This window comes from Levilinea saccharolytica, assembly GCF_001306035.1.
Taxonomy (GTDB): Bacteria; Chloroflexota; Anaerolineae; order Anaerolineales; family Anaerolineaceae; genus Levilinea; species Levilinea saccharolytica.
In genome coordinates, this window is sequence record NZ_LGCM01000045.1 from 12,829 (window position 1) to 37,758 (window position 24,930).

A 24,930-nucleotide genomic window follows, 5' to 3' on the forward strand; every position below is an offset into this window, starting at 1 on the left:
CGCTTCCTCCTTAGGCTGCGCCGTGAGAATCCGCCAGCAGGCGCTGACGCAGTTCATCAATCACGCACAGGCGTTGGTTTTCATCTTCGTAATACCAGGCCAGCCAGCCGTTGGCGGGCGCGCCGCCCGAAAGCTGCGAGGCCAGGCCGTGGATCGAGGCGCACAGCCCGTCCAGCATCAGCCGCCCGTCCGCGCGCACCTGAGCCGCCTGAGCGCGCTCGCCGCGGTAATACAGGCTCTGCCCCGGCTGCAGCAGCCCGGCCTCCAACAGCCGTCCAAAGGGCAGCCGCCGGGTTTTGGCCGGGGCGCGCCCTTCCAGCGCGTACACTGCGTCCTCTTCGCTCAACGGCTGCACCTGCGCCAGCCGTTCTTCGGCCACGCGGATGTATTCCGCCTCGCGCTCAATGCCAATCCAATGGCGGCGCAGTTTTTTGGCCACCGCGCCGGTGGTGCCGCTGCCGAAAAATGGATCCAACACCACATCCCCCGGGCAGCTGGCGGCGGTGAGCACGCGGTAGAGCAGCGCCTCGGGCTTCTGGGTGGAGTGAGCTTTCTGCCCGTTGTGGCGGATGCGCTCCGGGCCGTTGCAAATCGGCAGCAGCCAGTCGCTGCGCATTTGCAGATCGTCATTGAGGGCTTTCAGCGCGTGGTGGTTAAAGGTGTAGCGCGCCCCTTTGAATTTGCTCACCCACAGCAGGGTCTCATGCGCGTTGGTAAAGCGCACCCCGCGAAAATTGGGCATGGGGTTGGTCTTGATCCAGATGACATCGTTGAGGAACCAGAAGCCCAGGTCCTGCAGCAAGGCCCCAATGCGGAAGATATTGTGATACGAGCCGATGACCCACAGCGTGCCCGTGTCTTTCAGCACGCGGCGGCAGGCGGCGATCCACTGGCGGCAGAAGGCGTCATACGCCTCCAGGGAATCATAATGATCCCAATCGTCATCCACCGCGTCCACGCGGGTCTGATTGGGCCGCCAGAGTTCCTTCTGAAGCTGCAAATTGTAGGGGGGATCTGCAAAGATCAAATCTACCGATTTTTCCGGCAGACGTTCGAGGATCTCAACGCAGTCACCCTGCAAAATCTGGTCTAGGGGAAGGTTTGCACACATGCCAGGGCCGCACCGGAACGAGAAGGATTCTCAGAACAAACGTACAACCCTATTGTAACATAAGCAGCCCATTTACAGCTCGGGCGGAGCGGGGCGGCCTTCGTCCTCAGCCCCCAGGCCCAGTACGTGCCGGGTGGCGTAAAAAGCCAGCGGCGGCAGCCCCCCGCGAGGGAAAAAGGCGGCGCTGTCAGCGTCGTCCCCCGCCGCCAGGGTTCCCCCCTGCACCTCCGCGCGGTAAATGATGAAAATATCCGCCCCGCGGCGGTGTTCACGCCCAGCCAAAACCGTCACCAGGCCGGTGACGCGCACGCGCAGGCCGGTTTCTTCCCAACATTCGCGCTCCGCCGCCCGCTGGGGGTCTTCATGCGCGTTGACAAAGCCCGCGGGCAGGCTCCACAGGCCGCGCAGAGGTTCGTTAACGCGCCGCACCAGCAGCACGCCCGCCTCCCCTTCCACCAGCACGCCCACCGCCACTTTGGGGTCCGCAAAATGAATATAGCCGCAGGCCGGGCACACCGGGCGCAGCTCCCCAAAGCGCATTTCCTGCGTTAACGGGGCAGCACAATACGGGCAAAAACGAAAGGGGTCGTCTTGCATCGGTTAACGGCGCCGAACCTGCCAGGCGGCCAGGCCCAGCCCCACCCCCAGAGTCAGCAGACTCAGGGGCAAAACCCACGGCTGCGCAGTGGGGTAGGCGCTCTCCTGGCTTTCGCGGTTCTCACTGGGCGCAGCATAGGCCTCTGCCGCAGCGCTGCTTTGGGGAACCAGCATCTGGCCCTGTTCCTCCGGCGCGGGCAGCCCCAGGATCAGATCCCCACTTTGAAGGGGCACTTCCGTGGGGGCTTCCATCGGCACGGTAGGGGCTTCCTTGGCAGACGGCGGCTCAGCGGGCACCTCCGTGGGGGCTGGTTCCGCGGCAGCCGTTGCTCCCTCAGGCTCAGCGGGCAGCTCCGTGGGGACTGCGTCCGCGGCGGTCATTTCGCCCTCTGGTGCAGCTGGCGCGGCCAACTCGGCGGGGGCGGGCACAGGCATTGCATCTTCCATCTCCGTGCCGCCGCCGCGGCCCATCGTGTCACCACCACCGCCGCCCATGCCAAAGCCCGGAACCCCCTGGAAACCCCAGGTGATGATCATGGGCGTGGGTTCAGCGGCCATTTCCGCGCCCGCCTCAGCCGGGGCCGAGGCAGCATCCATACTTTCCATCATCATCGGCGCGGGGGCCGCCGCGGGGGCGGCCATCAAGTTAGGGGCCGAGAGGGGCAGCAGGCGCAGCCCCATCAGCACCACCGCCGACAGGGTGGCGATGACCGATGAGAAGCTGAGCACCGGGAACCAGCGCGAAACGCGCCGAGCTTCCGCCGCCATAGCGCGCGTCAGGGTGAAATTGTGGGGAACGGGGTGAGGGCGCAGCGCGCGCAGCATGGCGCGCGTGTGTTTTAAGTCTTCCAACCCTTGCCGCAGCTCTGCTGACAGCGACAGGCGGGCTTCCAGCTTTCGCGCGGCCTCAGCTCCCAGCTGGCCGTCCAGATATTCAGAAAGTTGTGCCCAGTCTTGGGGGGTAAGTGTTGGTTTCATGCGCGTCCCTCAAGTACCTGACGAAACTGGGGCGGCAAAAGTTCCCAGAAGCCCTGCAGGCAGTCGCGCAGCCGCACCCGCCCGCGAGCCAGGCGGCTCTTGACCGTCCCCAGGGGCGTGCGCACCGCCTCCGAAACCTCCAGATAGTCCAAACCCTGCACATCCACCAGCACCACCACAGCGCGGAATTCATCCGGCAGCCCCTGCAGGCAGTGTTGGATGGCTTTTTCCAGTTCGCCCTGCGCCACCTGATCCTCCGGCGAAGGGCCGTCATCCGCCAGCCAGGCCGGGGATTCGATTTCTTCTTCGCCGTCGTCCGAAAGCGGCTCCAGAGGGGTGGTGGGCCGCCGCTTGCGCCGCCGCAGCTCGTCGTAGCAGGCGTTGGTGACCATGCGCATGACCCACGCGCGGAAGGACCCCCCGCGGAAGCTGCTCAGGCTGCGGTACGCGGCAATAAAAGCGGTCTGGGTCACATCCTCGGCCGCGGCGTCGTCGCTCAGGATGCGCAGGGCCACGTTATAGGCCAACCCCTGATATTGCAGCACCAGTTGGTTAAAGGCGTCCAAGTCGCCCGCGCAGGCCTGTTGAACCAGGCTGTGTTCATCTGTGTTCATGCGCGTCCCTTCGGTTTGAACAGCCACATCGCTAGAATTCGCCATAAGCCCATTCCCAACGCCGTTGTGCCCGAAAGCACCAGCGCGAACACCGGTATCACCGGCGCGCTCCCCAGCCATAATCCGCGCAAGACGGCGGCCAGGGGGCCCGCGGCGATGCCAGCCAAGACGGCGCGCCAGGCCGTGCTTTTCCAGGTGACCCACCCCGGTTGGTACAGGCCGCCCAGGAAGGCCGTCAGCCCCCAGGCTGCCAGCAGCGGCACGACCATCGCCAGCAGGCGCCCGCCCGCCGGGTTGGATTGGTGGGTGGCAAAACCCGCCAAAGACACCCCCAGCAGCACCAGGGCGTCGCCCACCGCCGTCCACAGCACAGCGCGAATTGTCCACTTCATGGGTCTATTGTAATATGATTTTGGCCGCTTGGGGGTCAGGCCGTCAAGGCCCAATCCACAGCCGCCTCGGCATGGATGCGCGTGGTGGGGAAGAGCGGCAGAGGGCTGTCTTCGGGACGCACCAACAGCTCAATTTCCGTGCAGCCCAAGAGTATCCCCTGCGCCCCCGCCGCGGCCAGGTCCGCGATGATCTCGCGGTAGGCGGCGCGCGATTCTTCGCGGATTTGACCCAGGCACAGTTCATCATAAATCACGCGGTGAACGGTTTCGCGTTGGGCCGGGGGCGGGGTGAGCACGGTAAGCTGGTGCAGCTGTTCCAGGCGGCCGCGGTAGAAATCCTCTTCCATGGTGAAGCGCGTGCCCAGCAGCCCAATGCGCTGAACGCCGGCAGCTTTCACCCGTTCGGCGGTGGCGTCCGCGATGTGCAGGAAGGGAATCTGGATGGCAGCCTGGATGTCGTCTACCAACTTGTGCATGGTATTGGTGCACAGAATGACCACATCCGCCCCGGCGCGCTCCAGGCTGGCCGCCGCCTCTGCCATGCGCTGCCCGCTTTCTTCCCAGCGGCCTTCGCGCTGCAAAACCTCGATCTCGGCAAAATCCACCGAGGTCAGGATGCAGCGGGCCGAATGCAGGCCGCCCAGGCGGGCGTGTACGGTCTGATTGAGGATGCGGTAATATTCCAACGAAGATTCCCAGCTCATGCCGCCGATCATTCCGATGGTTTTCATCCTGCCTCCTGAGGGGATTAAAGGGTTGGGTCAGCGGCGGCGCGCAGAGCCGCCAGCAGTTTCTCGGGGGTCACAGGCAGCTCCGTCATCCACACCCCCACCGCGTCGTGAATGGCGTTCACCACCGCCGGAGCAGTGGGTGAGATGGTCAATTCGCCCATACCCTTGGCCCCAAACGGCCCCAGCACATGCGGGTCTTCAATGATGATGGGTTCAATTTCGGGCAGGTCGCGAAAACGCAGCAGCCCCAGGTCTTTGAATTTCAGCGTTTTCGGCAGGCCGTTTTCCACCACAAAGGATTCGCTCAGGGCGTAGCCCAGGCCCTGCACAATGGCCCCTTCGATCTGGCCAATGACGTTGCGGCGCGAGATGGTGCGGCCCACATCGTGGGCGGCGATCACTTTGAGCACGCGTACCGCGCCGGTTTCGGGCTGCACGGCCACCAGAGCGGCCTGCACGCCGTAATCGTAGGCAAAATGCAGCGGCGGGCGCTTTTCGGTGGGCTGAGCGGGTGAATAGCCAGGTTGGTCGGCGGTGGTGGGGGGGTCGTAGGTGATGCGCGCCTCAAAGCGCGGGCCGCTGGCAGCCAGGGTTTGCAGGTCAATCAGGCGGCGCCCGCTGGAAAGCTGCACAAAGGCCCGTTCGCGCAGGGCCAGGTCCTCCACCGGCACGCCAAATTCTTCCGAGACAGTTTTCCAGAGCTGTTCGCGCACGGCCTCGGCAGCCCGCAAAGCCGCATTGCCGGAGATGAAGGTCTGGCGCGAGGCTGTGGTGACCCCGCCGGGCGGGTCGTAGCGCGTGTCGGCGGTGTGGACGGCCACATCCTGGGTGGGAATGCCCAATGCGCGCGCCGTGATCATGACAATGGCGTCGTTGATGCCCTGACCCATGTCGGTGGCCCCGTGGCGCACCAAAAAACGCCCATCCGCCTCCAGAGACACGCTGGCCCCGGCGGAATCGGGCAGATTCTGCCCCAGGCCCACGTTTTTGTAGGCAGCAGCCACGCCCACCCCCAGTTTTTCCCCCGGCAGCAGTTGCGGGGGCGGGGTTTTGGCCAGGGCCTCGCGCACGGCCAGCAAACAGGCCTTGATGCTCACACCGACTTCGTGGGTGAGGATGTCGCCGGTGATGGTGGCCTGCCCCACTTCCAGGGCGTTGCGCAGGCGAAATTCGATGGGGTCCAGGCCCAGCGCGTCAGCCAGCTTCTGCATTTGAATTTCAGAAGCGAAGGCCACCTGGGGGCTGCCAAAACCGCGAAAGGCCCCGGCGACGGCGTTGTTGGTGTGCACGGCCAGCGAATCCACCTGAGCGTGGGGAACGACATACGGCCCGCAGGAAAATACGCAGGCACGGAAGAGCACCGCCTCGCCTACCGAGGCGTAGGGGCCGGTATCGCCGACAATATAGGCTTCGGCGGCGGTCAGCTTGCCGCTGCGGTCGGCGCCGGTGCGGTAGCGCATGCGCAGGGCGTGGCGCTTGGTGCTGACCGCCAGGGACTCGGCCCGCGTCCACTGCACTTTCACCGGCCGACCGGTGTGATAGGCCCCCAGGGCGGCGTGGATCTGTCCGGCGATGTCCTCTTTGCCGCCAAAACCGCCGCCCATGAACTGGTGGGCGATGCGCACGCGCTCTTCGGGCAGGCCCAGGGCGGCGGCCACCTGATGCCGGTCTTCCATCGGGCCTTGTGTGCCGCAGTACAGGGTGAGGCTCCCGTCGCTTTCGGGCACGGCGGTGCTGCATTCGATTTCCATATAAGCGTGTTCCACAAAGGGCACGCTGTACTCACCTTCCACGATCACATCCGCAGCGGCGAAACCCTCCGCCACATCCCCTTTGCGCGTGCGGTGGTGGGCCAGCACGTTAGCCTCTTCCGGGTGGGCCAGCCGCAGACGTTCATGCAGAACGGGGGCGTCCGCAGCCAGGGCCTGCTGGGGGCTGGTGAGCACTGGCAGCGGCTCCAGGGCAAAATCCACCGCGGCGGCTGCGGCAGCGGCCTGCTCGGGACTTTCGGCCACAACCACCGCCAACACGTCCCCCACATGACGCACTTCGTCGCCGGGGCTGAGGAAAATGGGCTGATCAAAAACAAAAATGCCGAAGGCATTCGCCCCCGGCACTTCTTTGCGGGTCAAAATCTTCGCCACCCCGGGCATGCTCTCGGCCTGCGACACATCCAGGCGGGTGAGGCGGGCGTGGGCAGCTCCGGCGCGCACAGCCTGGGCATAGAGCATATTGGGGAAGCGCAGGTCGGCCGTGTAGGGCATTTTGCCGGTCAGGCGGGCCAACAGGCGCTCTTCGGCGGCGGTGTCAGCGGGGGTCCAGGTGCTGGGCTGGTCGCCGCGCAGAATGGCCGCCGCCCGCTGCACAGAGCGGTCCATGCGGTTGAGTCCGGCGCAGCGGCAGATGACAGTCGAGAGGGCGCGCTCGATCTCTTTTTCGGTGGGGTTCAGGTTCTCGTCCAGCAAAGCCTTGGCCGAAAGCAGGGCGCCGGGGGCGCAGTAACCGCATTGAAAAATGCCGTCCTGCACCACGGTTTGCAGCAGAGGGTGAGGAATCTGCTCTGGGCTTATCTGCAGGGCCTCGATGGTTTCCACCCGCGCCCCAGACAGGTTTTTGATGGGCGTCAGGCAGGCGCGGCGCGCCTTGCCGTTGACAATGAGCGTGCAGGCCCCGCAGGTGCCCTCGCTGTCACAAGACCATTTGGTTCCGGTGAGGCCCAACACATCGCGCAGGTAGCGCAGCAAAGACCAGTTCCAATAGCGTTCGGGGATTTCGAGAGGCTGCTGATTGACCGTCAGGGAAAGGGTGGGGTCTGCCATTCGTCCTCACATAAGGTTAAGGGTCTTCCAGCGGATAAGGGGCGCAAAAAATTATACCTGAGAAACAGGCAGATGAATATCCAGACATCTAGTACACTGGGCGCGGAGTTAAGTCGGGCGGTAGAGGCGCAAGGCGCGTTCGCGGGCAGCGGCATGATCCACGATGGGCGGGGGGTAATTGGCGGCGCGGCGCTCGCCAGGGGTCAAATGGTTGGGGTCGTGCAGGCCCGCCAGCGAGGCGCGGGCCAGTTCCGGCAGCCAGCGGCGGATATACACGCCCTGGGGGTCAAATTTGGCGCTCTGCAGGCTGGGGTTAAAAATGCGGAAATACGGGGCGGCGTCCGTGCCCGTTCCCGCGGCCCACTGCCAGCCGCCGTTGTTGGCGGCCGGGTCGCCGTCCACCAGGTTGCGCATGAACCATCGCTCGCCTGCCTGCCAGTTGATCAGCAGGTCTTTGGTGAGGAAGGAGGCCACGATCATGCGGGCACGGTTGTGCATCCAGCCGGTGGCAGCCAACTGGCGCATGGCGGCGTCCACCACCGGGTAACCCGTGCGGCCTTGCTGCCAGGCTTCCAGCTCAGCAGGGGCGTTTCGCCAGGGCACGCCGCGCAAGCCGGGGTTGAAAGCCGTTTGCATCACAAAGGGGAAGGCGTAAAGAATGGCGTGATAAAACTCGCGCCAGATCAGCTCGTTCAGCCAGGTTTCGGCCCCGCGGCGGGCCTGGGGGTGGGGAGCCAGCCGGGCGGACTCCAGGGCAGCCCAGGCGGCCTTGCGCGCCGAGAGCATGCCGAAGCGCAGGTAGGGCGAAAGGGCAGAGGTGCCCTCCAGATCCATGCGGTCGCGCGTATCAGCATAAGCGGCGATGCGCTCGTCCAGAAAAGCTCCCAGTCGGCGGTTGGCTTCGGCCTCGCCCGCGGGAAAATCCGCTGGGGCGGGGGTGGTGGGGATGGGTAAGGAGGTGAGCGCATCCGGCACGGCGGGCAAGCGCGCCGGAGCAGGCTGGGGCGCGCCGGGGAAGGGCAGGGCTTTCCAGGCTTTACTGTAGGGAGTGAAAACTGTGTAAGGGGAGCCGTCGGCCTTGCGCACCTGCCCGGCGGGGAACACTGTGGCGCCGGTGACCAGGCGCAGGGTGAGGGCCGCGGCCGCCTGGGCGTCGCGGCGGCGGGCGTAGGGGCTGATGTCCTCTTCAGCATACACGGCGCTGGCCCCGCTTTCGGCGCTCAGATGGGCCAGAACTTCCACAGGCGGGCCTTCACGCACCACCAGGCGGCTGCCGCGGTCGCGTAAGTCAGCATCCAGGGCGCGCAGACCGGCAAAGAGGAAGGCCTGACGTTTTTCAGCGGGGCGCGCCATCAGAGTGGGGTCGAGAATGAACACCGGCACAACCCGGCGGTCGCCGTTGAGCGCCAACCGCAAGGCGGGGTTATCTTCCAGGCGCAGATCGCGCCGCAGCCACCAAAGGACAGTATCGGTCATGGGTGCCTCCCAATGCAGTGTAAGAGCCGCGTCCGCGAGCAAACCCGCGGGGGTGGGAATGTGGGCTGTTTAAAAGAAGACCGCCCAAGGTGGGCGGCCTTCCGTTTGGCTGCGGCATCAGTTGGCTAAACAGAAGCCAGGAGGGATGCCGCAGCGCTGGGTTGATAACTACTATCCATTGTTGACATCACCTCCTGTTCGTAAAGATGGCATGCGTGCGGGGGTGTAAAGGCGTGCCCCATTGATAGTAGTATCCCTGATCCGATGCGAAAAGTCAAGTTAACAAAACCTCATGGTTCAGGATGTATAGGGTTTGCCCCCCGCTCCAATCTCCGCTACAATCAAGATGACACCGCTGCGCCGGTGAATTTGTGAACCACAGGATAGCCCCTCATGAAAATCGAACGAGCCGAAATTCGCATTGTCAAATTGCAGCTGCTGCACCCCTTTGAAACCTCCTTTGGCGTGGAAACGGACAAATACGTGCCGCTGCTGCGCCTGTTTGGCGAGGGCTTGGAGGGGCTGGCCGAAGGGGTCATGGATCCCCAGCCCATGTTCCGCGAGGAGTTCATCCCCGGCGCGCTGGCCCTGCTGCGCGAAGTCTTTTTGCCGCGCATTTTGGGGGTGGATTTGCAGCACCCCCAGGAGGTGATGGAGCGTCTGGCGCCGTTTCGGGGCAACCGCATGACCAAGGCCATGCTGGAGATGGGCGTTTGGGACCTGTGGGCCAAGCAGTTGGGCCTGCCGCTCTACCGGCTGTTGGGGGGCACGCGCACGCAAATTCCCGTGGGGGTCAGCCTGGGCATTCAGCCCTCGGCAGAGGCCACCCGCGACCTGGCCGGGGCGCATTTGGCCCAGGGCTACAAGCGCGTCAAGCTCAAAATCAAGCCGGGCTGGGATGTGCATGTGGTGGCGGCGGTGCGCGAGGCTTTTCCGCAGGCCGATTTGACCGTGGACGCCAATTCGGCTTACACCCTCAGCGACCTGCCCACCCTGCGCGCCCTGGATGCCTTTGACCTGGATTACATGGAACAGCCCCTGGCCTATGACGATCTGCACGACCACGCCAAACTGCAGGCCCAAATCCGCACCCCGCTGTGCCTGGATGAATCCATTTTAAGCGCGGCGGATGCGCGCAAGGCCCTCGAATCCGGCGCGGGGCGGGTGATTAACATTAAAGTTGGGCGGGTGGGCGGCCTGTTGGAGGCGCGGCGCGTACACGACGTGGCCGCGGCCTTTGGCGCGCCGGTGTGGTGCGGCGGCATGTTGGAAAGCGGGGTGGGGCGGGCCCACAATATCCACCTGGCCACCCTGGAAAACTTCCGCAAGCCCGGCGACACCAGCTCCAGCAGCCGCTACTGGAAGCGCGACCTGGTCAACGAAGCCCTGGAGACCCAAAACGGGATGATGCCCGTTCCTGCTGGCCCCGGCATTGGCGTGACCCTGGACATGGCCTATGTCGATCAGCTCACCCTGTCGCGCGAGGAATTCCGCCCATGAGAGAGCTGGACACCTCACGGGGCAAATTGACCCTGCGCGAGCTGGCCGGGGCGCGTGAGATGGTGGAGGCCGAACAGGTGCAGTTGGCCGTGTGGGGGGCCGATACCTACCCGGAGTGCAAAGAGGTGCTCATCGCCGTCCAATTCAGCGGGGGGCTGGTGGCGGGGGCTTTTGCGCCGGACGGGCGCATGGTGGGCTTCAGCTTCAGCCTGCCCACGCGTGAGCCGGAGGTGCAGCATTCTCACCGCCTGGCGGTGCTGCCCGAATGGCGCGGCCAGGGCATTGGTGCGGCCCTCAAATGGTTCCAGCGCGATTGGTGCCTGGAGCGCGGCGTGACCCTGGTGCAGTGGACGGTGGACCCGCTGCGGGCGGAGAACGCCGAGCTGAACATCCGCCACCTGGGGGCCTCCAGCCGCGAATATCTGGTGGATTATTACGGCACCATGCAGGGCATTGACAGCGGTGCGCCCACCGACCGGCTGCTGGTGGATTGGCCCTTGGCCAGCCCGCGGACGGCAGCCCTGGCCCTGGGCACCCCGCCGGATGCGGGCTTTGCGGACGCCGAGCCGGTGAACGTGGTGGCCGACGGTCAGCCCACTGCGCTTTATCTGGGCTTGACTGCGCCGCGGCTGCTGCTGCGCCTGCCAGAGCGCTTCACCCGCCTGGCCGACAACGACCCTCAGCTCGCCCTGGAATGGCGCCTGCACAGCCGCCAGCTCTTTCTGCATTATTTTGAGCGCGGCTACGCCCTTACCGGCTTCACCCGTGTGGGCGGCCCGGCCTATTTATTGGAAAAACAAGAGGAGAGACATCATGTCACACCTGCCCATTGAGTTCTTTGCCCGCCGTGAGGCGGAAATGTTGGCGCTGCTGGGCGAGCTGGTGAACTGCGAATCGCCCTCCACCGAGAAACCCGCCGTGGACGCCCTGGGACGGCGGCTGGCGGAGATTTTGGGCGGCCTGCCCGGCACGGTGGAAACCTTTCCACAGACGCAAAGCGGAAACCATCTGCTCTACCGCTGGGGCGGGGATGATCGCCCGCTGCTGATCCTTTGCCACATGGACACCGTGTTTGACCTGGGCACCACCGCGCAAAGGCCCTTCCGCGTGGAGGGAGAGCGGGCCTATGGGCCAGGCGTGCTGGATATGAAGGCCGGCATCGCCATGGCCGTCACCGCGCTGCGCGCGCTGCACGAAACCCCCGGCGGGCCGGGCCTGCCCGTGCAGCTGCTGATCAACTCCGATGAAGAAATCGGCAGCACGTCATCGCGGGCGCTGATTGAAAAACTGGCTGCACAGGCGCGGGCCGTGCTGGTGCTGGAACCGGCCACCCCCAGCGGAGCCATCAAGACCTCGCGCAAGGGGGTCGGCGACCTGAGGATCGAGACCCAGGGGACGGCAGCGCACGCCGGGGCAGCCCACGCCGAGGGGCGCAACGCCATCGAAGAGCTGGCCCACCACATCCTGGCCGCCCAGGCCCTCACGGATTACAGCCGGGGCACCACCGTGAACGTGGGGGTCATCCGCGGGGGCACGCGCAGCAACGTGGTCCCCGATGCGGCTGAGGCCGAGGTGGATTTCCGTGTGACGCAGATGGAAGAGGCCCTCCGCCTGGAGGAATGGGCGCGCAGCCGCACCCCCCAGGTGGTGGGAACCGGAGTGCGCGTGCGCTACGAGCTGAACCGCCCGCCCATGCCGCGCGACACCTTGATGGAAGTCTGCTACGCCAAAGCCTTCGCCCTGGCGGTGCAGCTGGGCTTTTTCCTGAACGAAGAAGCCGTGGGGGGCGCTTCGGACGCCAATTTTGTCGCCCCGCTGGGCGTGCCCGTCTTGGACGGTCTGGGGGCGGTGGGCGACGGCGCCCATTCGGACCGCGAATTCATTATGGTTCCGTCCCTGGCCGAACGCACCGCCCTCGTGGCCGCCCTCATCCAGAGCTGGCAGGAATAACCCGCGGGAAAAATCAAAAAAATCCGAGGGTCTGCGCGTGCAGGCCCTCGGTTGGGTTTAACCTGGGTTTTATTGCATCCGCCAGGGATCAGCGCAAAGCGAGGCTACGGCACCGGTTGGAAAGTGAAAACCCAGTCAGCGCCCTCCTGGCGCACGGCGCTGTCATCCTCCAACAGCGAGAACCAGGTCTGGCCGGGTTTCATGGGCACGGGCTGTCCGCTCTCATCCACCAGACGCAGCACATCTTCCGCCGCGTCACGCTGCCAGCGCACGCGGAAGAGCTGGCCGTCGCGGGCCAGGTCCGCCGGGCCGCTGCCCAGCAGTTCGGCCTGATACACCTCGGCCCCGGCCTTAACGCGCTCATACGGCACCCACAGCACGACCACATTCTCCGCGCCGATCGGCTGACCGTTGGCGCGGTCCACGGCGGCGGTGTACACCGGCTTGTCGCGGTTCAGGTCGTCCTGAGCGTCGGCGAAACGCAAATAGCGCCCGCTGGCGGGGTCGTAATCCCAACGGTTGTACATGCCGCCCGAAAAGCGCACAAACACGCGCTCGGCTTTTTCACCCCCCGCGGGCGGCGCGGCGCTGAAGACCATGCCGTTCAGCTCCTGCGGGCTGTCATCCATGCCGTAGCGCTGGTAAACCTCCGGCAGCAGGCTGAGGTTCACCAGCAGGCTGTTGCGGCCGGTGGGATCGTAACGGAAGAGGGCCGGGGCGGTGTTGGGGCCTTCGCGGATCAGGCGCTCCTGAAAATCAGATTCCAACAGCAGGTCAAACAGCTCATCGTACGCGCCGCCAAAGATCAGAAAGGATTTGTACATCTGCACCAGGGGGATATCAATATGGCGGGCGGAACGGATGGGACCCACGGCGGTGGGCTGCTGGCCGTAAAAGAGGGCCGCAAAGCGCGTGTCGCCGTATTCTATGTAGTATTCAAACACCAGATCGGCCTGCGAAAGGCCCCACTGCGGGCGGTCTTCGCGCGGCACATTCTGCACCTTCACCAGCACCGGGCGGCGCAGCAGCAGCTCTGGCGCGGCCGGGGGCAGGCCGGTGAGGGGGTTCAGCGCTGGGCCGCTGGGCGAGGGCGCAGCCGTGGGGCCCAGGGTGGGGCTGGGCAAAGCGGGGTTGGCGGCGGGTGCGGCGGGCTGGCCGGGGGCGGCGGTGGGGGCAAGAGCGGCGGGCGCGGGGGCACAAGCCCCCAGCAGCAGAGCAGCCGCCAGCATGGTTTTGGCAAAAGTCTGCAGAGGGTTCAAGCGGATCTCCTTTACTGAAGGGGATCATACCCGATTTTGTGGCGCGTGCCAATGCACTTGCGCGCAGGCCCATTCACCTCTATAATGAACCATAATGGAAGAAACGCCAACCCAGCCCCAGCGCCGCACATTCCCATTCCTACGCTACCTCCCGTTTGCGGCGGCCCTTTTGGTTTTGGGGGTGTGGCTGGCGCTGACTCCGCCCGGTTTGCTGGGCAAGGCCGATGCGGTGGGGTATGCCGTCTGCCACCGCATTCCGCAGCGCTCCTTTTTCCTCGACGACCGCCCCGTGCCCCTGTGCGCGCGCTGTTCCGGCATGTACCTGGGCGCGCTGGTGGGCATGATCTACCAGTTCCGGCTGGGAAAACGCGGCGGCATGCCGCCCTGGCGGGTGGTGGCCGTGTTGGGGCTGTTCGTGGCGGCCTTCGGCGTGGACGGGCTGAACTCGTATGTGCAGTTCTTTCCGAACATACCGCAGGTGTACGAGTCGCACAACCTGCTGCGGCTGCTGACCGGTTCGGGCATGGGGTTGGGCATGGCAGCGCTGCTGGTGCCGCTGGTCAACCAGAACCTGTGGGTAGACTGGGACCCGCGCCCGGCATTGACCGGCTGGCGCGACATGGCCGTTCTGACGGCGGCGGTGCTGGTGGTGGACGCGGCGGTGTGGAGCGAGAATCCGATCTTGCTGTACCCGCTGGCGCTGCTCTCGGCGCTAACGGTGGTGATCATCTTGACCCTGATTTACAGTGTGATGTGGACGTTGGTCTTGAAGAAAGAAAACGCCTACACCCGTTGGGGTCAGGCGGCGGGTCTGTTGGCGGCGGGCTTTTTCGTGGCCATGCTGCAAACCGGCGTGCTGGATTACGCCCGCTACTGGCTGACGGGCAGCTGGAACGGGTTCTTTTCCGGCCTGTAAGGGCTGGGGAGGTAGAAGAAGATGGAAGTTTTGGGCATTTTCACCGCTTTTGGCTTATCGGCCAGCGCCGGGCTGAATGCCTACATCCCGCTGCTCATCGTGGCTTTGTTGGCGCGTTTTACCAACTTGATCACCCTGCGCGCTCCGTGGGATACCCTCAGCAGTTGGTGGATCATCGGCATTCTGGTGGTCCTGTCGTTGGTAGAATTTTTTGCGGATAAATTTCCGGCGGTCAATCACATCAACGACGCCATTCAGACCTTCGTGCGCCCGGCGGCGGGGGCGGTGGCCTTTGCGGCCAGCGCCAACGTCATCACCGACATCCACCCCATCCTGGCGATGGGCATGGGCTTGCTGGTGGCGGGCGGCGTACATGCGGTCAAGGCCGGGGCGGTCCGTCCAGCGGTCACCGCAGCCACGGGCGGCGCGGGCAATGTGCCCGTGAGCATTTTGGAAGACCTGACCTCCACCCTGATCTCCATCCTGGCGGTGGTCATCCCAGTGGTGATCGCCTGCCTGTTGGTGCTGTTGACGGCCGGTGTCATCTGGTGGTTCTGGCGGCGCAGTAACCGTACTGCGGCCGCGCATTAATCAATCATCTTAATCAGAGAGGGAGGTGCACGGATGTCACAGGTTCCATATCCGCCCCCAAACGCCCAATATCCCCCGCCCGTGGCGGTGACCACCAGCAGTTCGGCCATCATCAGCCTGATCTGCGGCATTTTGGGCTGGCTGGGTGTGTTCGGCCTGGGAGGGCTGTTGGCGGTCATTTTTGGCCATGTGGCCAAAGGGGAGATCAAAAAATCCTACGGCCGGGTGAGCGGTGACGGCATGGCCACCATTGGCCTGGTTTTGGGCTACGCCAATATCATTCTAGCGCTGATTGGTCTGTGCCTGGGCGTGCTGATCTTCGCCGGGGCCATCTCTGCGCCCCTGTGCATGCTGCCCTTCATGAACGAGATCAACAGCAGTTTTTACTACGTCCCCTAGGAGGAGCCGTGAGCGAGTATAAAGACCCCCGTGATACCGACCCGCCTGTGCCGCCGGAAACGCCCTCCAACAGCAGCCCGACGGTCTTCGCTCCCAAAGTAGAGAAAGCAGCACCGGACGCGGCGGATTCTGCCCCCAAACCCCAATGGGAAGAGCCGCTGCCGCCCGAAGAAGTCCCCCCGGTTTCATCCGATACCCCAAAGGAGAAGGCAAAAATGAATGATTATACTCCCCCCGCTGTTCCGCCCGTTGAAGAGAAGAAAAGCAACAAGACCCTGTGGATCATCTTGATTGTGGTCCTGGTGCTGCTGTGCTGCTGCTGCGTGGTTGTGCCCCTGGTGGTGTTCAGCACGGGCATGATGGATTTCGATCAGCTCATGAACGAATTCAGCCGCGTCGCCCCGCTGTTGGCGTTGATCTAATCCGCTGTCATTCAGAAGATAAAGCCAGGGTCGGGGTCATGCCCGGCCTTTGCTTTTAAGCGCCAAAAAAGGTGTAAAATCAGCCTCATGGACTATCAAGCTCCCCCACGCATTCCCATGTCGTCCCCGGATCTGACCGAGAGCGAACGCCAGGCGGTGCTGAGCGTTTTGCAGACCCCCAATTTAAGCATGGGGCCGCAGATTCGGGCCTTTGAAGAGGCGTTTCGGCGCTTCACGGGCAGCCGCCACGCCCTGGCGGTGAATTCCGGCACGGCCGGGCTGCATCTGTGTGTGCTGGCCTGCGGGGTGGGCGCCGGAGACCGCGTGCTGACCACGCCCTTCTCCTTTGTGGCCTCTACCAACGCGCTGCTCTATGAACGGGCCGTGCCCGTGTTTGTGGATGTGGACCCCGTGACCGGCAACATGGACGTCGAACAGACCGCCCAGGCTGCCCAGGATTTACAGGCGGGCGGGGCGGCGGCCCAGCGCTGGCTGCCGCGCACCGGGGCCGAAGCGCCCGGGGCTTTGAAAAGCCTGCTGGCGGTGGACGTGTTTGGTCAGCCCGCCGATTACGACGCCCTGCGCGGCATCAGCGCCCGCCACGGCCTGAGCCTGATCGAAGATTCCTGCGAAGCCCTGGGGGCCGAGTATAAGGGCCGTCCGGCGGGGACGCTGGGCGACTGCGGGGTGTTTGCCTTTTACCCCAACAAGCAAATCACCACCGGCGAGGGCGGCCTGGTGATCACCGACGACGAGCGCATGAGCACGCTGATGCAGGCCCTGCGCAACCAGGGGCGCGCCCCCGGCGACACCTGGCTGGAACACACCTACCTGGGTTACAACTACCGCCTGGATGAACTCTCGGCGGCCCTGGGCGCGGCCCAGATGGCGCGCATTGACGAGCTGCTCACCTCCCGCCAACAGGTGGCGGATTGGTACGCTGAGCGTCTGGCCGAGATCCCTGGCGTGGAAGCCCCCGTGCTGATCCCTTCCACCACGCGGGTGAGCTGGTTTGTGTATGTCATCCGTCTGGCGCGGGGCGCCGATCGGGCAGCCCTGGCCGAACGGCTGGGGGCGCGCGGCGTACCGGTGCGGCCCTATTTCTCTCCCATCCATTTGCAGCCCTACATGATGGAACGTTTCGGCTACCGCCGCGGCGACTTCCCGGTGACAGAAGACCTGGGCGAGCGCGGTCTGGCCCTGCCGTTTTCCGGCAAGATGAGCGAAGAACAGGTAGACGCCGTCTGCCGCACGTTGGCGAGCTGTCTGTAGGCAAAGCGAGTATGTCCGAAGCACAGATTTTCACCCCCGTTCGCCGCCAGGGCCTGCTGCTGCATTTTGGCCTGGCCCTGCTGCTGTTGGGGGTGAGCGCGGGCAGCCTGTACTTTGCCACCCAGGCTGCCGTGGGGGCCTATTTTGTGCTGCTGCTGCTCCTCTCGGTGCTGCTGCTGCCCCCGGCGGTTCTAGCGGCCTACCGCGGCTACGCCCTGCTGCGGGCCAGCTACACGTTGGAGCGCGACGGGCTGAAGCTGCGTTGGGGGCTGCGCGGCGAGGATATTCCCCTGCCGGAAGTTGAATGGGTGCTTTCCGCGGCGGATTTGGGCTATGCCCTGCCGCTGCCGGGGCTATCGCTGCCGGGGGGCATCTTGGGGCGGCGCATGGTGGAGGGCCTGGGGCTGGTGGAGTACCTGGCCGGGGACGCCGAAACGCTCATCCTGGTGGCCACCCGCCAGCAGGTGTACGTCATCTCTCCGGCAGACCCGCGCGAATTCCTCAGCGCCTTTCAGCGGGTGATGGAAATGGGCAGCCTCTCGCCCATCGAGCCGCTTTCCGCTCGTCCGGCGGCCTTTGTGCAGAACGTGTGGGGCGAGCCCTTTGCGCGCGTTCTGCTGGCCGCGGGGCTGGGGGTGATGGTGGTGATGTTCATCACCGCGGGGGTACTCATCCCTGGGCATGGGCCGGTGGCTTTGGGCTACGACGCTCGCGGCCTGCCCCTGCAAGCCGGGCCGCCGGAACGAGCGCTGCTGCTGCCGGTCTTGGGCGCGCTGACCTACGGCTTTAATTTACTCCTGGGTTTGTTTTTCTTTCGCCTGCCCGAAAATCGCCCGGTAGCCTACCTGCTGTGGATCAGCAGTGTGGCGGCGGGGATTTTGCTCTTCGCGGCGGTGCTGATTCTGCTGCTGTAACCTTCCCCTGGTGACTCATGCCCTCCTTCAGCGCGTGTTTTTTCAGCGCTGTGCTATACTGATTCTGAAGTGTCCAGCCTGCCTTGCCGCCCGCGGACGGGCAGGGTTTAGTCAACAGGGAGGTTGTGGATGTCTGCACCCTATCGTATTGTCAGCCCTGCTGTTACCGCCCGAAGAGAAGCCGCCGCCCGGCGGCACGACCGCCCCGGGTCAGCGGCGGCCGCGGCGCCCGTCACGGCTGCGGCTCCGGCCGCCAGCACCAAAGAGCAGTTCGAATTTTTCCTGGAAAAGCTCACCAAGCTGCTGCCCGGCGAAGCCATCAGCCTCTACCTGGTGGGCAGCGGCCTGATCCCCAGCGAGCAAAAGGTGGGCCTGCTGGTGTGGTCGGTCATTTGCCTCGTCGGCGTGGTGCTGCTGCGCATTTTCGGCACACGAGACCCCAAGAAAAAACTGGCGGTGGATTGGTGGCATGTGGTCATCTCCGCCGTGTCCTTCATCATCTGGGTCTACACCCTGGGCGGCCCCTTCGCCGCCTACGGCGTGCATATTTCCTGGATCGGTTCGCTGGCGGTGCTGGCCTGGACCTTCTTCCTGCCGATTTTCTACAACGGCCCCGCCAACGGCTGACCGATTGTGAACCGACCGACTCCCCCGGCCCAAAACGCCAGGGGAGTTTTTTCATCTCTGACGCTCCGGCCTGTTATAATCGGGCCCGAAAGGTGACACGCCCATGAAGATCAACGCGATACAACTGGTCATCGGTTTGGCAGCCGCCGTGGTCATCGCCCTGGCGGCCTACCGCGCGCGCAGCCTCAGCCGTTCGGGGGCGCTGGCCGCGGCCGTTTTGGGCACGGTGGTGTTTGGCCTGGGTGGTTTGGGCTGGGCGGTGCTGCTGGTGGGCTTTTTTGTGTCTTCCAGCGGGCTGTCGCGCTTCGCGGGCCGCCGCAAGGAAGCCCTCAACGAGAAATTTTCGAAAGGTTCCCAGCGCGATTACGCCCAGGTGGCCGCCAACGGGGGCATCGCCGGTCTGTTCGTGATCCTGCATGTGCTCTTTCCACAGGCGCTTTGGCCGTGGGCCGGTTTTGCCGGGGCGCTGGCCGCCGCTAACGCGGACACCTGGGCCACCGAATTGGGCGTGTTGAGCCGCAGCGCGCCGCGGCTGATCACCACCGGCCAGCGCGTGGAGCGCGGCACCTCCGGCGGCATCAGCGCGGCTGGCACGCTGGCGGCCGGCAGCGGGGCCTTGTTCATCGCCCTGCTGGCGGTGCTGTTTTGGCCTGGGGGTCTTTTGGCCCTGGGCTGGGAGCAGATCGCCGCGGCCCTGGCGGCCGTGACCCTAGCGGGTCTGGCCGGCAGCCTGGTGGATTCGCTCCTGGGCGCCACCCTGCAGGCCATTTATCACTGCCCGGCCTGCGGCAAAGAGACCGAGCGCCATCCCCTGCACCTGTGCGGCACGCCCACCACCCGCCTGCGCGGCCTGAGCTGGCTGGGCAACGACTGGGTCAACACCCTGTGCACCCTCAGCGGGGCGCTGGCCGCTGCCCTGTGGTTTGTCTTTTAAGATCCCATTTTTGGACACATCCTCTTGATAAAACGCACCGCAGCCTACCCCCTGTTCTTAATCTACAGCGGTCTGACCGCTTTCGGTTTTTCAATGGCCTTCACCGTCGCCAGCCTGTACGAGGTGACCGTGGCGGGGCTCAACCCGCTGCAGCTGGTGCTGGTGGGCACCACCCTGGAGGCGGCGGTGTTCCTCTTCGAAGTGCCCACCGGCGTGGTGGCCGACAGCTTCAGCCGCCGCCTGTCCATCATCATCGGCCTGTTTCTGGTGGGAGCGGGCTTCATCACCGAAGGGCTGCTGCCCTTTTTTGTGCCCATCTTGCTGGCCCAGGTATTGTGGGGGGTGGGCTACACCTTCACCAGCGGGGCGCTGCAAGCCTGGATCAGCGATGAGATCGGCGAAGAACGCGCCAACCAGGCCTTCCTGCGGGCGCGCCAACTGGAAATGCTCACCGGCCTGGCGGGCATCGCGGCCGGAACCCTCTTGGGGCGGGTCAACCTGGCCTTTCCGCTGGTGGCCTGCGGTGCGCTGATGGCCTTGCTGGGGCTGGGGCTGATTTTCACCATGCCCGAAAACGGCTTTAAGCCCACCCCCAGCGCCGAGCGCACCACCTGGGGCAATATGTTCGAGACCTTCCGCGGCGGCCTGCGCACGGTTCGTCAGCGCCCGGCCTTGCGCGCCATCTTGTGGATTGGGCTGTTTTACGGCCTGTACAGCGAGGGCTTTGACCGTCTGTGGGTGGCGCACCTGCTGCAAAATTACAGCTTTCCGTGGGCCGAACCGGTGGTGTGGATGGGCCTGCTGCGCGGGACGGCCATGCTGCTTTCGGTGGCCGCGGTGGAGATGGTGCAGCGCCGCGTGGATGTGACCCGCCTGCGCAGTCTGGCGGGTTGGATCGCGGCGGCCAGCGCGGGGATTGTGCTCAGCCTGGCGGGTTTTGCCGTGACGCGTTGGCTTCCAGCCGCGCTGCTGCTGTATTTGATCATTTCGGTGCTGCGCAATTGGGTGGAGCCGCTGTACACCGCCTGGGTGAACCAGCGCCTGGATTCACAGGTGCGCGCTACCGTGCTTTCCATGAGCAGTCAGGTGGACGCCATCGGGCAGATTGGCGGCGGGCCGCTGGTGGGGCTGGTGGCCCAGCAGGTTTCCATCACGGCGGCGCTGCTCAGTTCCTCGGCGCTGCTCACCCCCGTCCTGGGTCTCATCCGCCCCCAACTGCGCGCCCCGAATCCACCCGCCGCCGGGCAGGGGGAAGACCCGCGCGATTAGGTCATTCGGCGGGGCTGCCCAGTTCGTCGCAGGCCGCCACCATCAGGGTGATGTCATCGGATTGGTCCACGCCGCCGCTGTGCGCCGCCACGGCTTCTAAAACCGCCTGGTGAATGGCCGCGGCGCTTTGGCCGCGCAGGGTTTTCAGCAGCTCGTAGAAAGGTTCATCCCCCAAACATTCCTGAGCGGCGTTCTGCGCTTCGGTGATGCCGTCGGTGTACAGCACCAGACGGTCTCCGGCCTGCAAGCGCACGCTGACCTGCTCCCAGGTGACATCCTCATAGATGCCCAGGGGGATGCCTGTGCGGCGCAGCAAGGGTGTATCGCTGGAATCCGCGCGCAGCCAGCAAGGGGGGTTGTGCCCGGCGTTGCAGTAAGTCATTTCGCCGCTGATGGGGTCGAGCACGGCATAAAACACGGTCACAAACAGATCGGCGCGCGTATCTTTGAGGATGCGCTGGTTGGCCACGCGCATGACATAGTCGGGGCGGGTGTGGTAAGCCACGGCATAGGTGCGAATGAGGGTACGGCTGAGGGCCATATACAGGGCCGCGCCCATGCCCTTATCGGCCACGTCGGCGATCACCAGGGCCACCCGTCCGTTGGGCAGAGGGATGATGTCGTAAAAATCGCCTGAGGTTTCGCGGGCGGGCAGCAGGGCGGCGCTGAAATCCCAGCCTTTGAGAGCGGGCAGTTCATCGGGCAGCAGGCTGGCCTGAATCTCCCCGGCCAGCTGTAATTCCTGCTCCACGCGTTGGTGGGCCAGGGTGCGGGCGTAAATGCGGGCGGCGTCCAGCGCAGCGGCAATCTGCGCCGCCAGGGACTGCGCCGCGGGCACGGTGGCGTCAATTTGCTCGGCAGAGCGTTGGCGCGCCAGGAACAGGGCGCCGATAGGCGCGGGGTGATCCTTCAAAACGATCGGCACGGTCACCACCGCCGAACGGGAGCGGGTCTGGTTCCAGGGCAGCACGCTGTCCAGGGGGAACACGCGCGACTGCTCCGCGCTGCGCGCCCAATCCCAAAAGGTCTCATCCGCGGCGGGGCTGTCGTGATCCGAACGGAACAGGGTCTCCCCGTTGAACAAACGAATGTCCACGTAACAGCTGGCGAACATGCTGGGGATATGCTGCTGCAGCACCTGCGGCAGGGTGGAGGCGTCCGGCGGAGCCAGCAGCAAGGCCTGCGATAGGCGTTCCAGCTCACCCAGCTCGCGCGAACGCATGTGGCTGCGGTCAGCGGCGCGGCTGAGCTGATTAGCCATCAGGCTGACCAGCAGGGTGCCGCTGAGCAAATAGAGATAGGCACCCAGGCCGTTTTGCACGAACAGGCCCGCCAGCAGCACCGCGTAGGGCATCACCAGCAGGTGCCAGCCGGTGGTCATGAGCGAAAAACGCCAAAATATCGAGGAACCCTTCTGCATGCGGGCGTTAAAATTGGCGGTCTGCCACAGGTAGGGCAGCCACAGCAGGAAAGACAGGATTTGCCAGATGAGGCTGATGCCCAGGGCCGGGAACACGCTGCGGCGGGTGAGGCCGGTCATGGGCACGCTGCCGCCGATTAAGGGGTAAATGCTCAGGGCCGCCAGGGCCAGCAGCACCGCGCGGGTGAGGTCGAGGGTCAGGTTCCAGGCGATGTTGAGGCTGGAGCGGGTAATGCGGTCGCGGCGCCAGCGCAGAATCTGGCTGAAGATGGCCCACAGCACAAACGGCCACAGCCCGTTGGGGCCAAAAACCAGCACCGCCGGCCAATGCACCAGGCTCCACAGGTTCTCCTGCCACGAGGCGTAGTTGCCGGGCTGGATTTCATAATAGGTGTAGAAATCGTACTGCTCAAAGAGGAAAAATAACGCCAGCAGCCCCAGCAGGTAAAAAATCTGTTCTGGGAGGGCTTCCAGGTCGGTGGCCAGGATCAGCCACACCACACCCGCCAGGGCCAGCGGGGCGGTGTACAGCAGGGCAAAGGCCTCGGTGACGTTTTCCCCTCGCTCCTGAAAGCCTTTTGAAGTTTCGCCGCGGTTGAACAGCCGGGCAATGCGCAGTAAGAAGTTGTGCAACGCTCACCTGTGTTGGGAAAGAGTGCGGTCCGTTGCGGCCGCGAACCTGCCATTGATGTCACTGCTTGCCCTCGCCTTTTGAGGACGAAGCAGTCTCTACCTAAAAAGAGCAGATCCCTTCAGCCTACCATGTCACTGCGAGCCCCCGCCTTTTGGGGGCGAGCCCCCGCCTTTTGGGGGCGAAGCAGTCTCCACCTCAGAAAAGCAGACCGCTTCACATTGACATGTCACTGCGAGACCCGATGGGTTTTCGGGTCGAAGCAGTCTCTACCTAAAAAGAGCAGATCCCTTCAGCCTACTATGTCACTGCGAGGCCGGGTGACCTTCCCGGCCGAAGCAGTCTCTCCCACAAAAGGTACGGATCCCTTTGGGGCGTGGTGCGTTCAGACAACGAACGCACCCTACCGGGGCTTCCCGGCCGAAGCAGTCTCCACCTTGAGGGAAGAGATCACCGCGCCGCTTTGCGGCTCGCGATGACACCAAGAAGTGTCACTGCTTGCCCTCGCCTTTTGAGGGCGAGCCCCCGCTCTTTGGGGGCGAAGCAGTCTCTACCCAGAAAGAGCAGATCCCTTCAGCCTACCTTGTCACTGCGAGGCCGGATGATCTTTCCGGCCGAAGCAGTCTCCACCCTGAGGGAAGAGATCGCCGCGCCCTCGAAGTGCGAGGGCACGCCGCTTCACGGCTCGCGATGACACCAAGAAGTGTCACTGCGAGGCCGGGTGACCTTCCCGGCCGAAGCAGTCTCTCCCACAAAAGGTACGGATCCCTTTGGGGCGTGGTGCGTTCAAAAAGCGAGCGCACCCTACCGGATCAAGGCTGCGAGGACAGGGCTGGGCGAACCGCCAGGGTTAATTATACAATTAACCCCACAAAATGAAACCAACGGATCGAAAAGAGGGGTAGTATACTTCATGGCTGAATTCCACACCCCTGGGAGGCAGTTCGCACACATGCACCACCGTACCGCCTGGAGCCTATATGCCGCCGCAGCCGCCGCCGCGGCGCTGTGGACTGCGGCTGCCTTTTGGGGGCAAGGCCGCACAACCATCGCCTGGGCCGGCGCGGCTGCCTTTGCCCTGCTGACGGCGGGCCTGACCCTGTTCGCCTGGGGGCTGCGCCAGGGCTGGCCGCGGCTGAGCGGCTTTGTGGACCATCTGCGCCCCAGCTGGGTCTGGGCAGGGGCAGCCCTGGGCTGGCTGCTCCATCTGATCACTGTGGTGATCCTCTCCCTGCCGCCGGAAGCCTATTCCGCGGCCGTGCAGCCCTTTGCCCTGCGGCTGCGCCCGGCGGGCGCCTTCCTGACCGTGTGGGGCGCCCTCACCGCCCTCACGGGCTGGCTCCTGGCCTCCGGCGCAGGCCAAACCCCGCTGGGGCCGCAGCCCGCGCAGACCGGCCTGACCCCCGCGCAGCGCCGCATCCTCGCCTGGGGCGGTGGGGGTCTGCTGGTGGGGGTGGGGACGTTGTTTCTCTCCGGTGCGGTCACCCCCCAGCAGATGAGCTATTTCCTCTTCACCCAACATCCCCTCCTGGGCGCGTCCCTGTGGCTGGGCAGCGGGCTGTGGCTGGCCGGGCTGCTCCTTTGGGGCGGTCGCTGGCTGCGCCTCACACCGCTGATCTTCATGGCGGCGGTCTGGGCATTAACTACAACCCATGCGGCGCGCTTCTACGACACCAACACTTTTTCTTACTACCACCTCGACCGCCAGCCCGACAACAGCCTGATGGAGCTGATCACGGATGAGGGCTACGAGTTCGCCACCTACCCGCTGCTGGTCTACCTGAGCGATCACTTTGCGGGCAGCACCTTGGTGGTTCGGCCCGAACTGGCCCGCGAACTGAGCCTGGGCGCAGAAAAACTGACCTACGCCGGGCGTCTGGCCGGTGTGGAAGCTCGCGCCACGGAGGCACCGCCAGTGAGCCGCCTGGAAGCCCTGGCTGAACGCCCCCAGGATACCCTATCCATCCGCAATCCCGACAGCGGCCTATGGCAGCGCTACACCCTGCTGCGCGTGACGCCCGCCGAAGACGCAGTCCGTATCTGCCTGGAGGCGCTGACGGCGGATCATTTGCTGGTGTACCCCTGCGCCTGGGAATGAGGGGGAGGAC

23 protein-coding genes are annotated in these 24,930 nt (G+C 64.8%); 13 read left to right on the forward strand and 10 right to left on the reverse strand.

The window, feature by feature from the left end:
* Window positions 1-10 precede the first annotated feature (10 nt).
* The 8 genes from ADN01_RS12935 to ADN01_RS12970 form a co-directional block, all read right to left on the reverse strand.
* Window positions 11-1,111 carry a site-specific DNA-methyltransferase gene (locus ADN01_RS12935; RefSeq protein WP_062417393.1) on the reverse strand — a complete coding sequence of 367 codons (1,101 nt, stop codon included), beginning with the start codon at window positions 1,109-1,111 and terminating at the stop codon, window positions 11-13.
* A gap of 72 nt (window positions 1,112-1,183) precedes the next feature.
* The gene (locus ADN01_RS12940) at window positions 1,184-1,708 is read right to left on the reverse strand and encodes an NUDIX hydrolase (protein ID WP_075071192.1); all 525 of its coding nucleotides are present in this window, start codon (window positions 1,706-1,708) and stop codon (window positions 1,184-1,186) included.
* A gap of 3 nt (window positions 1,709-1,711) precedes the next feature.
* The gene (locus ADN01_RS12945) at window positions 1,712-2,686 is read right to left on the reverse strand and encodes an anti-sigma factor family protein (RefSeq protein ID WP_062417391.1); all 975 of its coding nucleotides are present in this window, start codon (window positions 2,684-2,686) and stop codon (window positions 1,712-1,714) included.
* Complete coding sequence (locus ADN01_RS12950) at window positions 2,683-3,345, reverse strand: RNA polymerase sigma factor (protein WP_201778684.1); 663 nt, start codon at window positions 3,343-3,345, stop codon at window positions 2,683-2,685. Before ADN01_RS12950 ends, ADN01_RS12945 begins: the two co-directional genes overlap by 4 nt.
* Window positions 3,297-3,692, reverse strand: coding sequence for a DUF3054 domain-containing protein (locus ADN01_RS12955; RefSeq protein ID WP_082142651.1), 396 nt, complete (start codon window positions 3,690-3,692; stop codon window positions 3,297-3,299). Before ADN01_RS12955 ends, ADN01_RS12950 begins: the two co-directional genes overlap by 49 nt.
* A 35-nt stretch (window positions 3,693-3,727) precedes the next feature.
* Complete coding sequence (locus tag ADN01_RS12960) at window positions 3,728-4,423, reverse strand: aspartate/glutamate racemase family protein (RefSeq protein ID WP_062417388.1); 696 nt, start codon at window positions 4,421-4,423, stop codon at window positions 3,728-3,730.
* A gap of 17 nt (window positions 4,424-4,440) precedes the next feature.
* Window positions 4,441-7,242 (reverse strand): molybdopterin-dependent oxidoreductase, encoded by a 2,802-nt coding sequence (locus ADN01_RS12965; protein ID WP_062417387.1) that lies wholly within the window; start codon window positions 7,240-7,242, stop codon window positions 4,441-4,443.
* A 108-nt stretch (window positions 7,243-7,350) separates the two neighbouring features.
* Window positions 7,351-8,718 carry a cryptochrome/photolyase family protein gene (locus ADN01_RS12970; protein WP_062417386.1) on the reverse strand — a complete coding sequence of 456 codons (1,368 nt, stop codon included), beginning with the start codon at window positions 8,716-8,718 and terminating at the stop codon, window positions 7,351-7,353.
* 393 nt (window positions 8,719-9,111) lie between these two features.
* Between ADN01_RS12970 and menC the strand changes: the two genes are divergently transcribed.
* The 3 genes from menC to ADN01_RS12985 are packed head-to-tail and all read left to right on the forward strand — an operon-like array spanning window position 9,112 to window position 12,168.
* A complete protein-coding gene (gene menC / locus ADN01_RS12975) occupies window positions 9,112-10,218 on the forward strand; it encodes an o-succinylbenzoate synthase (protein WP_062417385.1) in 1,107 nt (368 codons plus the stop codon).
* Window positions 10,215-11,051: a GNAT family N-acetyltransferase gene (locus ADN01_RS12980; RefSeq protein ID WP_062417384.1), complete on the forward strand. Its 837-nt coding sequence runs from the start codon at window positions 10,215-10,217 to the stop codon at window positions 11,049-11,051. Before menC ends, ADN01_RS12980 begins: the two co-directional genes overlap by 4 nt.
* The gene (locus tag ADN01_RS12985; RefSeq protein WP_062417383.1) at window positions 11,032-12,168 is read left to right on the forward strand and encodes a M20 family metallopeptidase; all 1,137 of its coding nucleotides are present in this window, start codon (window positions 11,032-11,034) and stop codon (window positions 12,166-12,168) included. Before ADN01_RS12980 ends, ADN01_RS12985 begins: the two co-directional genes overlap by 20 nt.
* Window positions 12,169-12,272: 104 nt before the next feature.
* Here the strand turns inward: ADN01_RS12985 and ADN01_RS12990 are convergent, their stop codons facing one another.
* Complete coding sequence (locus ADN01_RS12990) at window positions 12,273-13,427, reverse strand: DUF3048 domain-containing protein (RefSeq protein WP_075071193.1); 1,155 nt, start codon at window positions 13,425-13,427, stop codon at window positions 12,273-12,275.
* A gap of 94 nt (window positions 13,428-13,521) precedes the next feature.
* Between ADN01_RS12990 and ADN01_RS12995 the strand changes: the two genes are divergently transcribed.
* From ADN01_RS12995 to ADN01_RS13035, 9 genes are all read left to right on the forward strand, one after another.
* Entirely contained in the window at window positions 13,522-14,343 is an 822-nt protein-coding gene (locus ADN01_RS12995; protein ID WP_062417379.1) for a DUF2085 domain-containing protein, read from the forward strand.
* 21 nt (window positions 14,344-14,364) lie between these two features.
* Window positions 14,365-14,934, forward strand: a complete 570-nt coding sequence (locus ADN01_RS13000; RefSeq protein WP_062417378.1) for a DUF4126 domain-containing protein — start codon at window positions 14,365-14,367, stop codon at window positions 14,932-14,934.
* A 33-nt stretch (window positions 14,935-14,967) separates the two neighbouring features.
* The gene (locus tag ADN01_RS13005; protein ID WP_062417377.1) at window positions 14,968-15,333 is read left to right on the forward strand and encodes a DUF4190 domain-containing protein; all 366 of its coding nucleotides are present in this window, start codon (window positions 14,968-14,970) and stop codon (window positions 15,331-15,333) included.
* An 8-nt stretch (window positions 15,334-15,341) separates the two neighbouring features.
* Window positions 15,342-15,755: a hypothetical protein gene (locus tag ADN01_RS13010; RefSeq protein WP_062417376.1), complete on the forward strand. Its 414-nt coding sequence runs from the start codon at window positions 15,342-15,344 to the stop codon at window positions 15,753-15,755.
* Between the two features lie 87 nt (window positions 15,756-15,842).
* Window positions 15,843-17,027 (forward strand): DegT/DnrJ/EryC1/StrS family aminotransferase, encoded by a 1,185-nt coding sequence (locus ADN01_RS13015; RefSeq protein WP_062417375.1) that lies wholly within the window; start codon window positions 15,843-15,845, stop codon window positions 17,025-17,027.
* An 11-nt stretch (window positions 17,028-17,038) separates the two neighbouring features.
* Complete coding sequence (locus ADN01_RS13020; protein WP_062417374.1) at window positions 17,039-17,941, forward strand: PH domain-containing protein; 903 nt, start codon at window positions 17,039-17,041, stop codon at window positions 17,939-17,941.
* A 129-nt stretch (window positions 17,942-18,070) separates the two neighbouring features.
* Window positions 18,071-18,568 (forward strand): hypothetical protein, encoded by a 498-nt coding sequence (locus ADN01_RS13025; protein ID WP_062417373.1) that lies wholly within the window; start codon window positions 18,071-18,073, stop codon window positions 18,566-18,568.
* 103 nt (window positions 18,569-18,671) lie between these two features.
* The gene (locus tag ADN01_RS13030) at window positions 18,672-19,502 is read left to right on the forward strand and encodes a DUF92 domain-containing protein (protein WP_062417372.1); all 831 of its coding nucleotides are present in this window, start codon (window positions 18,672-18,674) and stop codon (window positions 19,500-19,502) included.
* Between the two features lie 24 nt (window positions 19,503-19,526).
* Complete coding sequence (locus tag ADN01_RS13035) at window positions 19,527-20,771, forward strand: MFS transporter (protein ID WP_062417371.1); 1,245 nt, start codon at window positions 19,527-19,529, stop codon at window positions 20,769-20,771.
* 1 nt (window position 20,772) lies between these two features.
* Here the strand turns inward: ADN01_RS13035 and ADN01_RS13040 are convergent, their stop codons facing one another.
* The gene (locus ADN01_RS13040; protein WP_062417370.1) at window positions 20,773-22,824 is read right to left on the reverse strand and encodes a PP2C family protein-serine/threonine phosphatase; all 2,052 of its coding nucleotides are present in this window, start codon (window positions 22,822-22,824) and stop codon (window positions 20,773-20,775) included.
* Between the two features lie 950 nt (window positions 22,825-23,774).
* Here ADN01_RS13040 and ADN01_RS13045 point away from each other — a divergent pair.
* Window positions 23,775-24,920 carry a hypothetical protein gene (locus tag ADN01_RS13045; protein ID WP_062417369.1) on the forward strand — a complete coding sequence of 382 codons (1,146 nt, stop codon included), beginning with the start codon at window positions 23,775-23,777 and terminating at the stop codon, window positions 24,918-24,920.
* The last annotated feature ends 10 nt before the right edge of the window (window positions 24,921-24,930 follow it).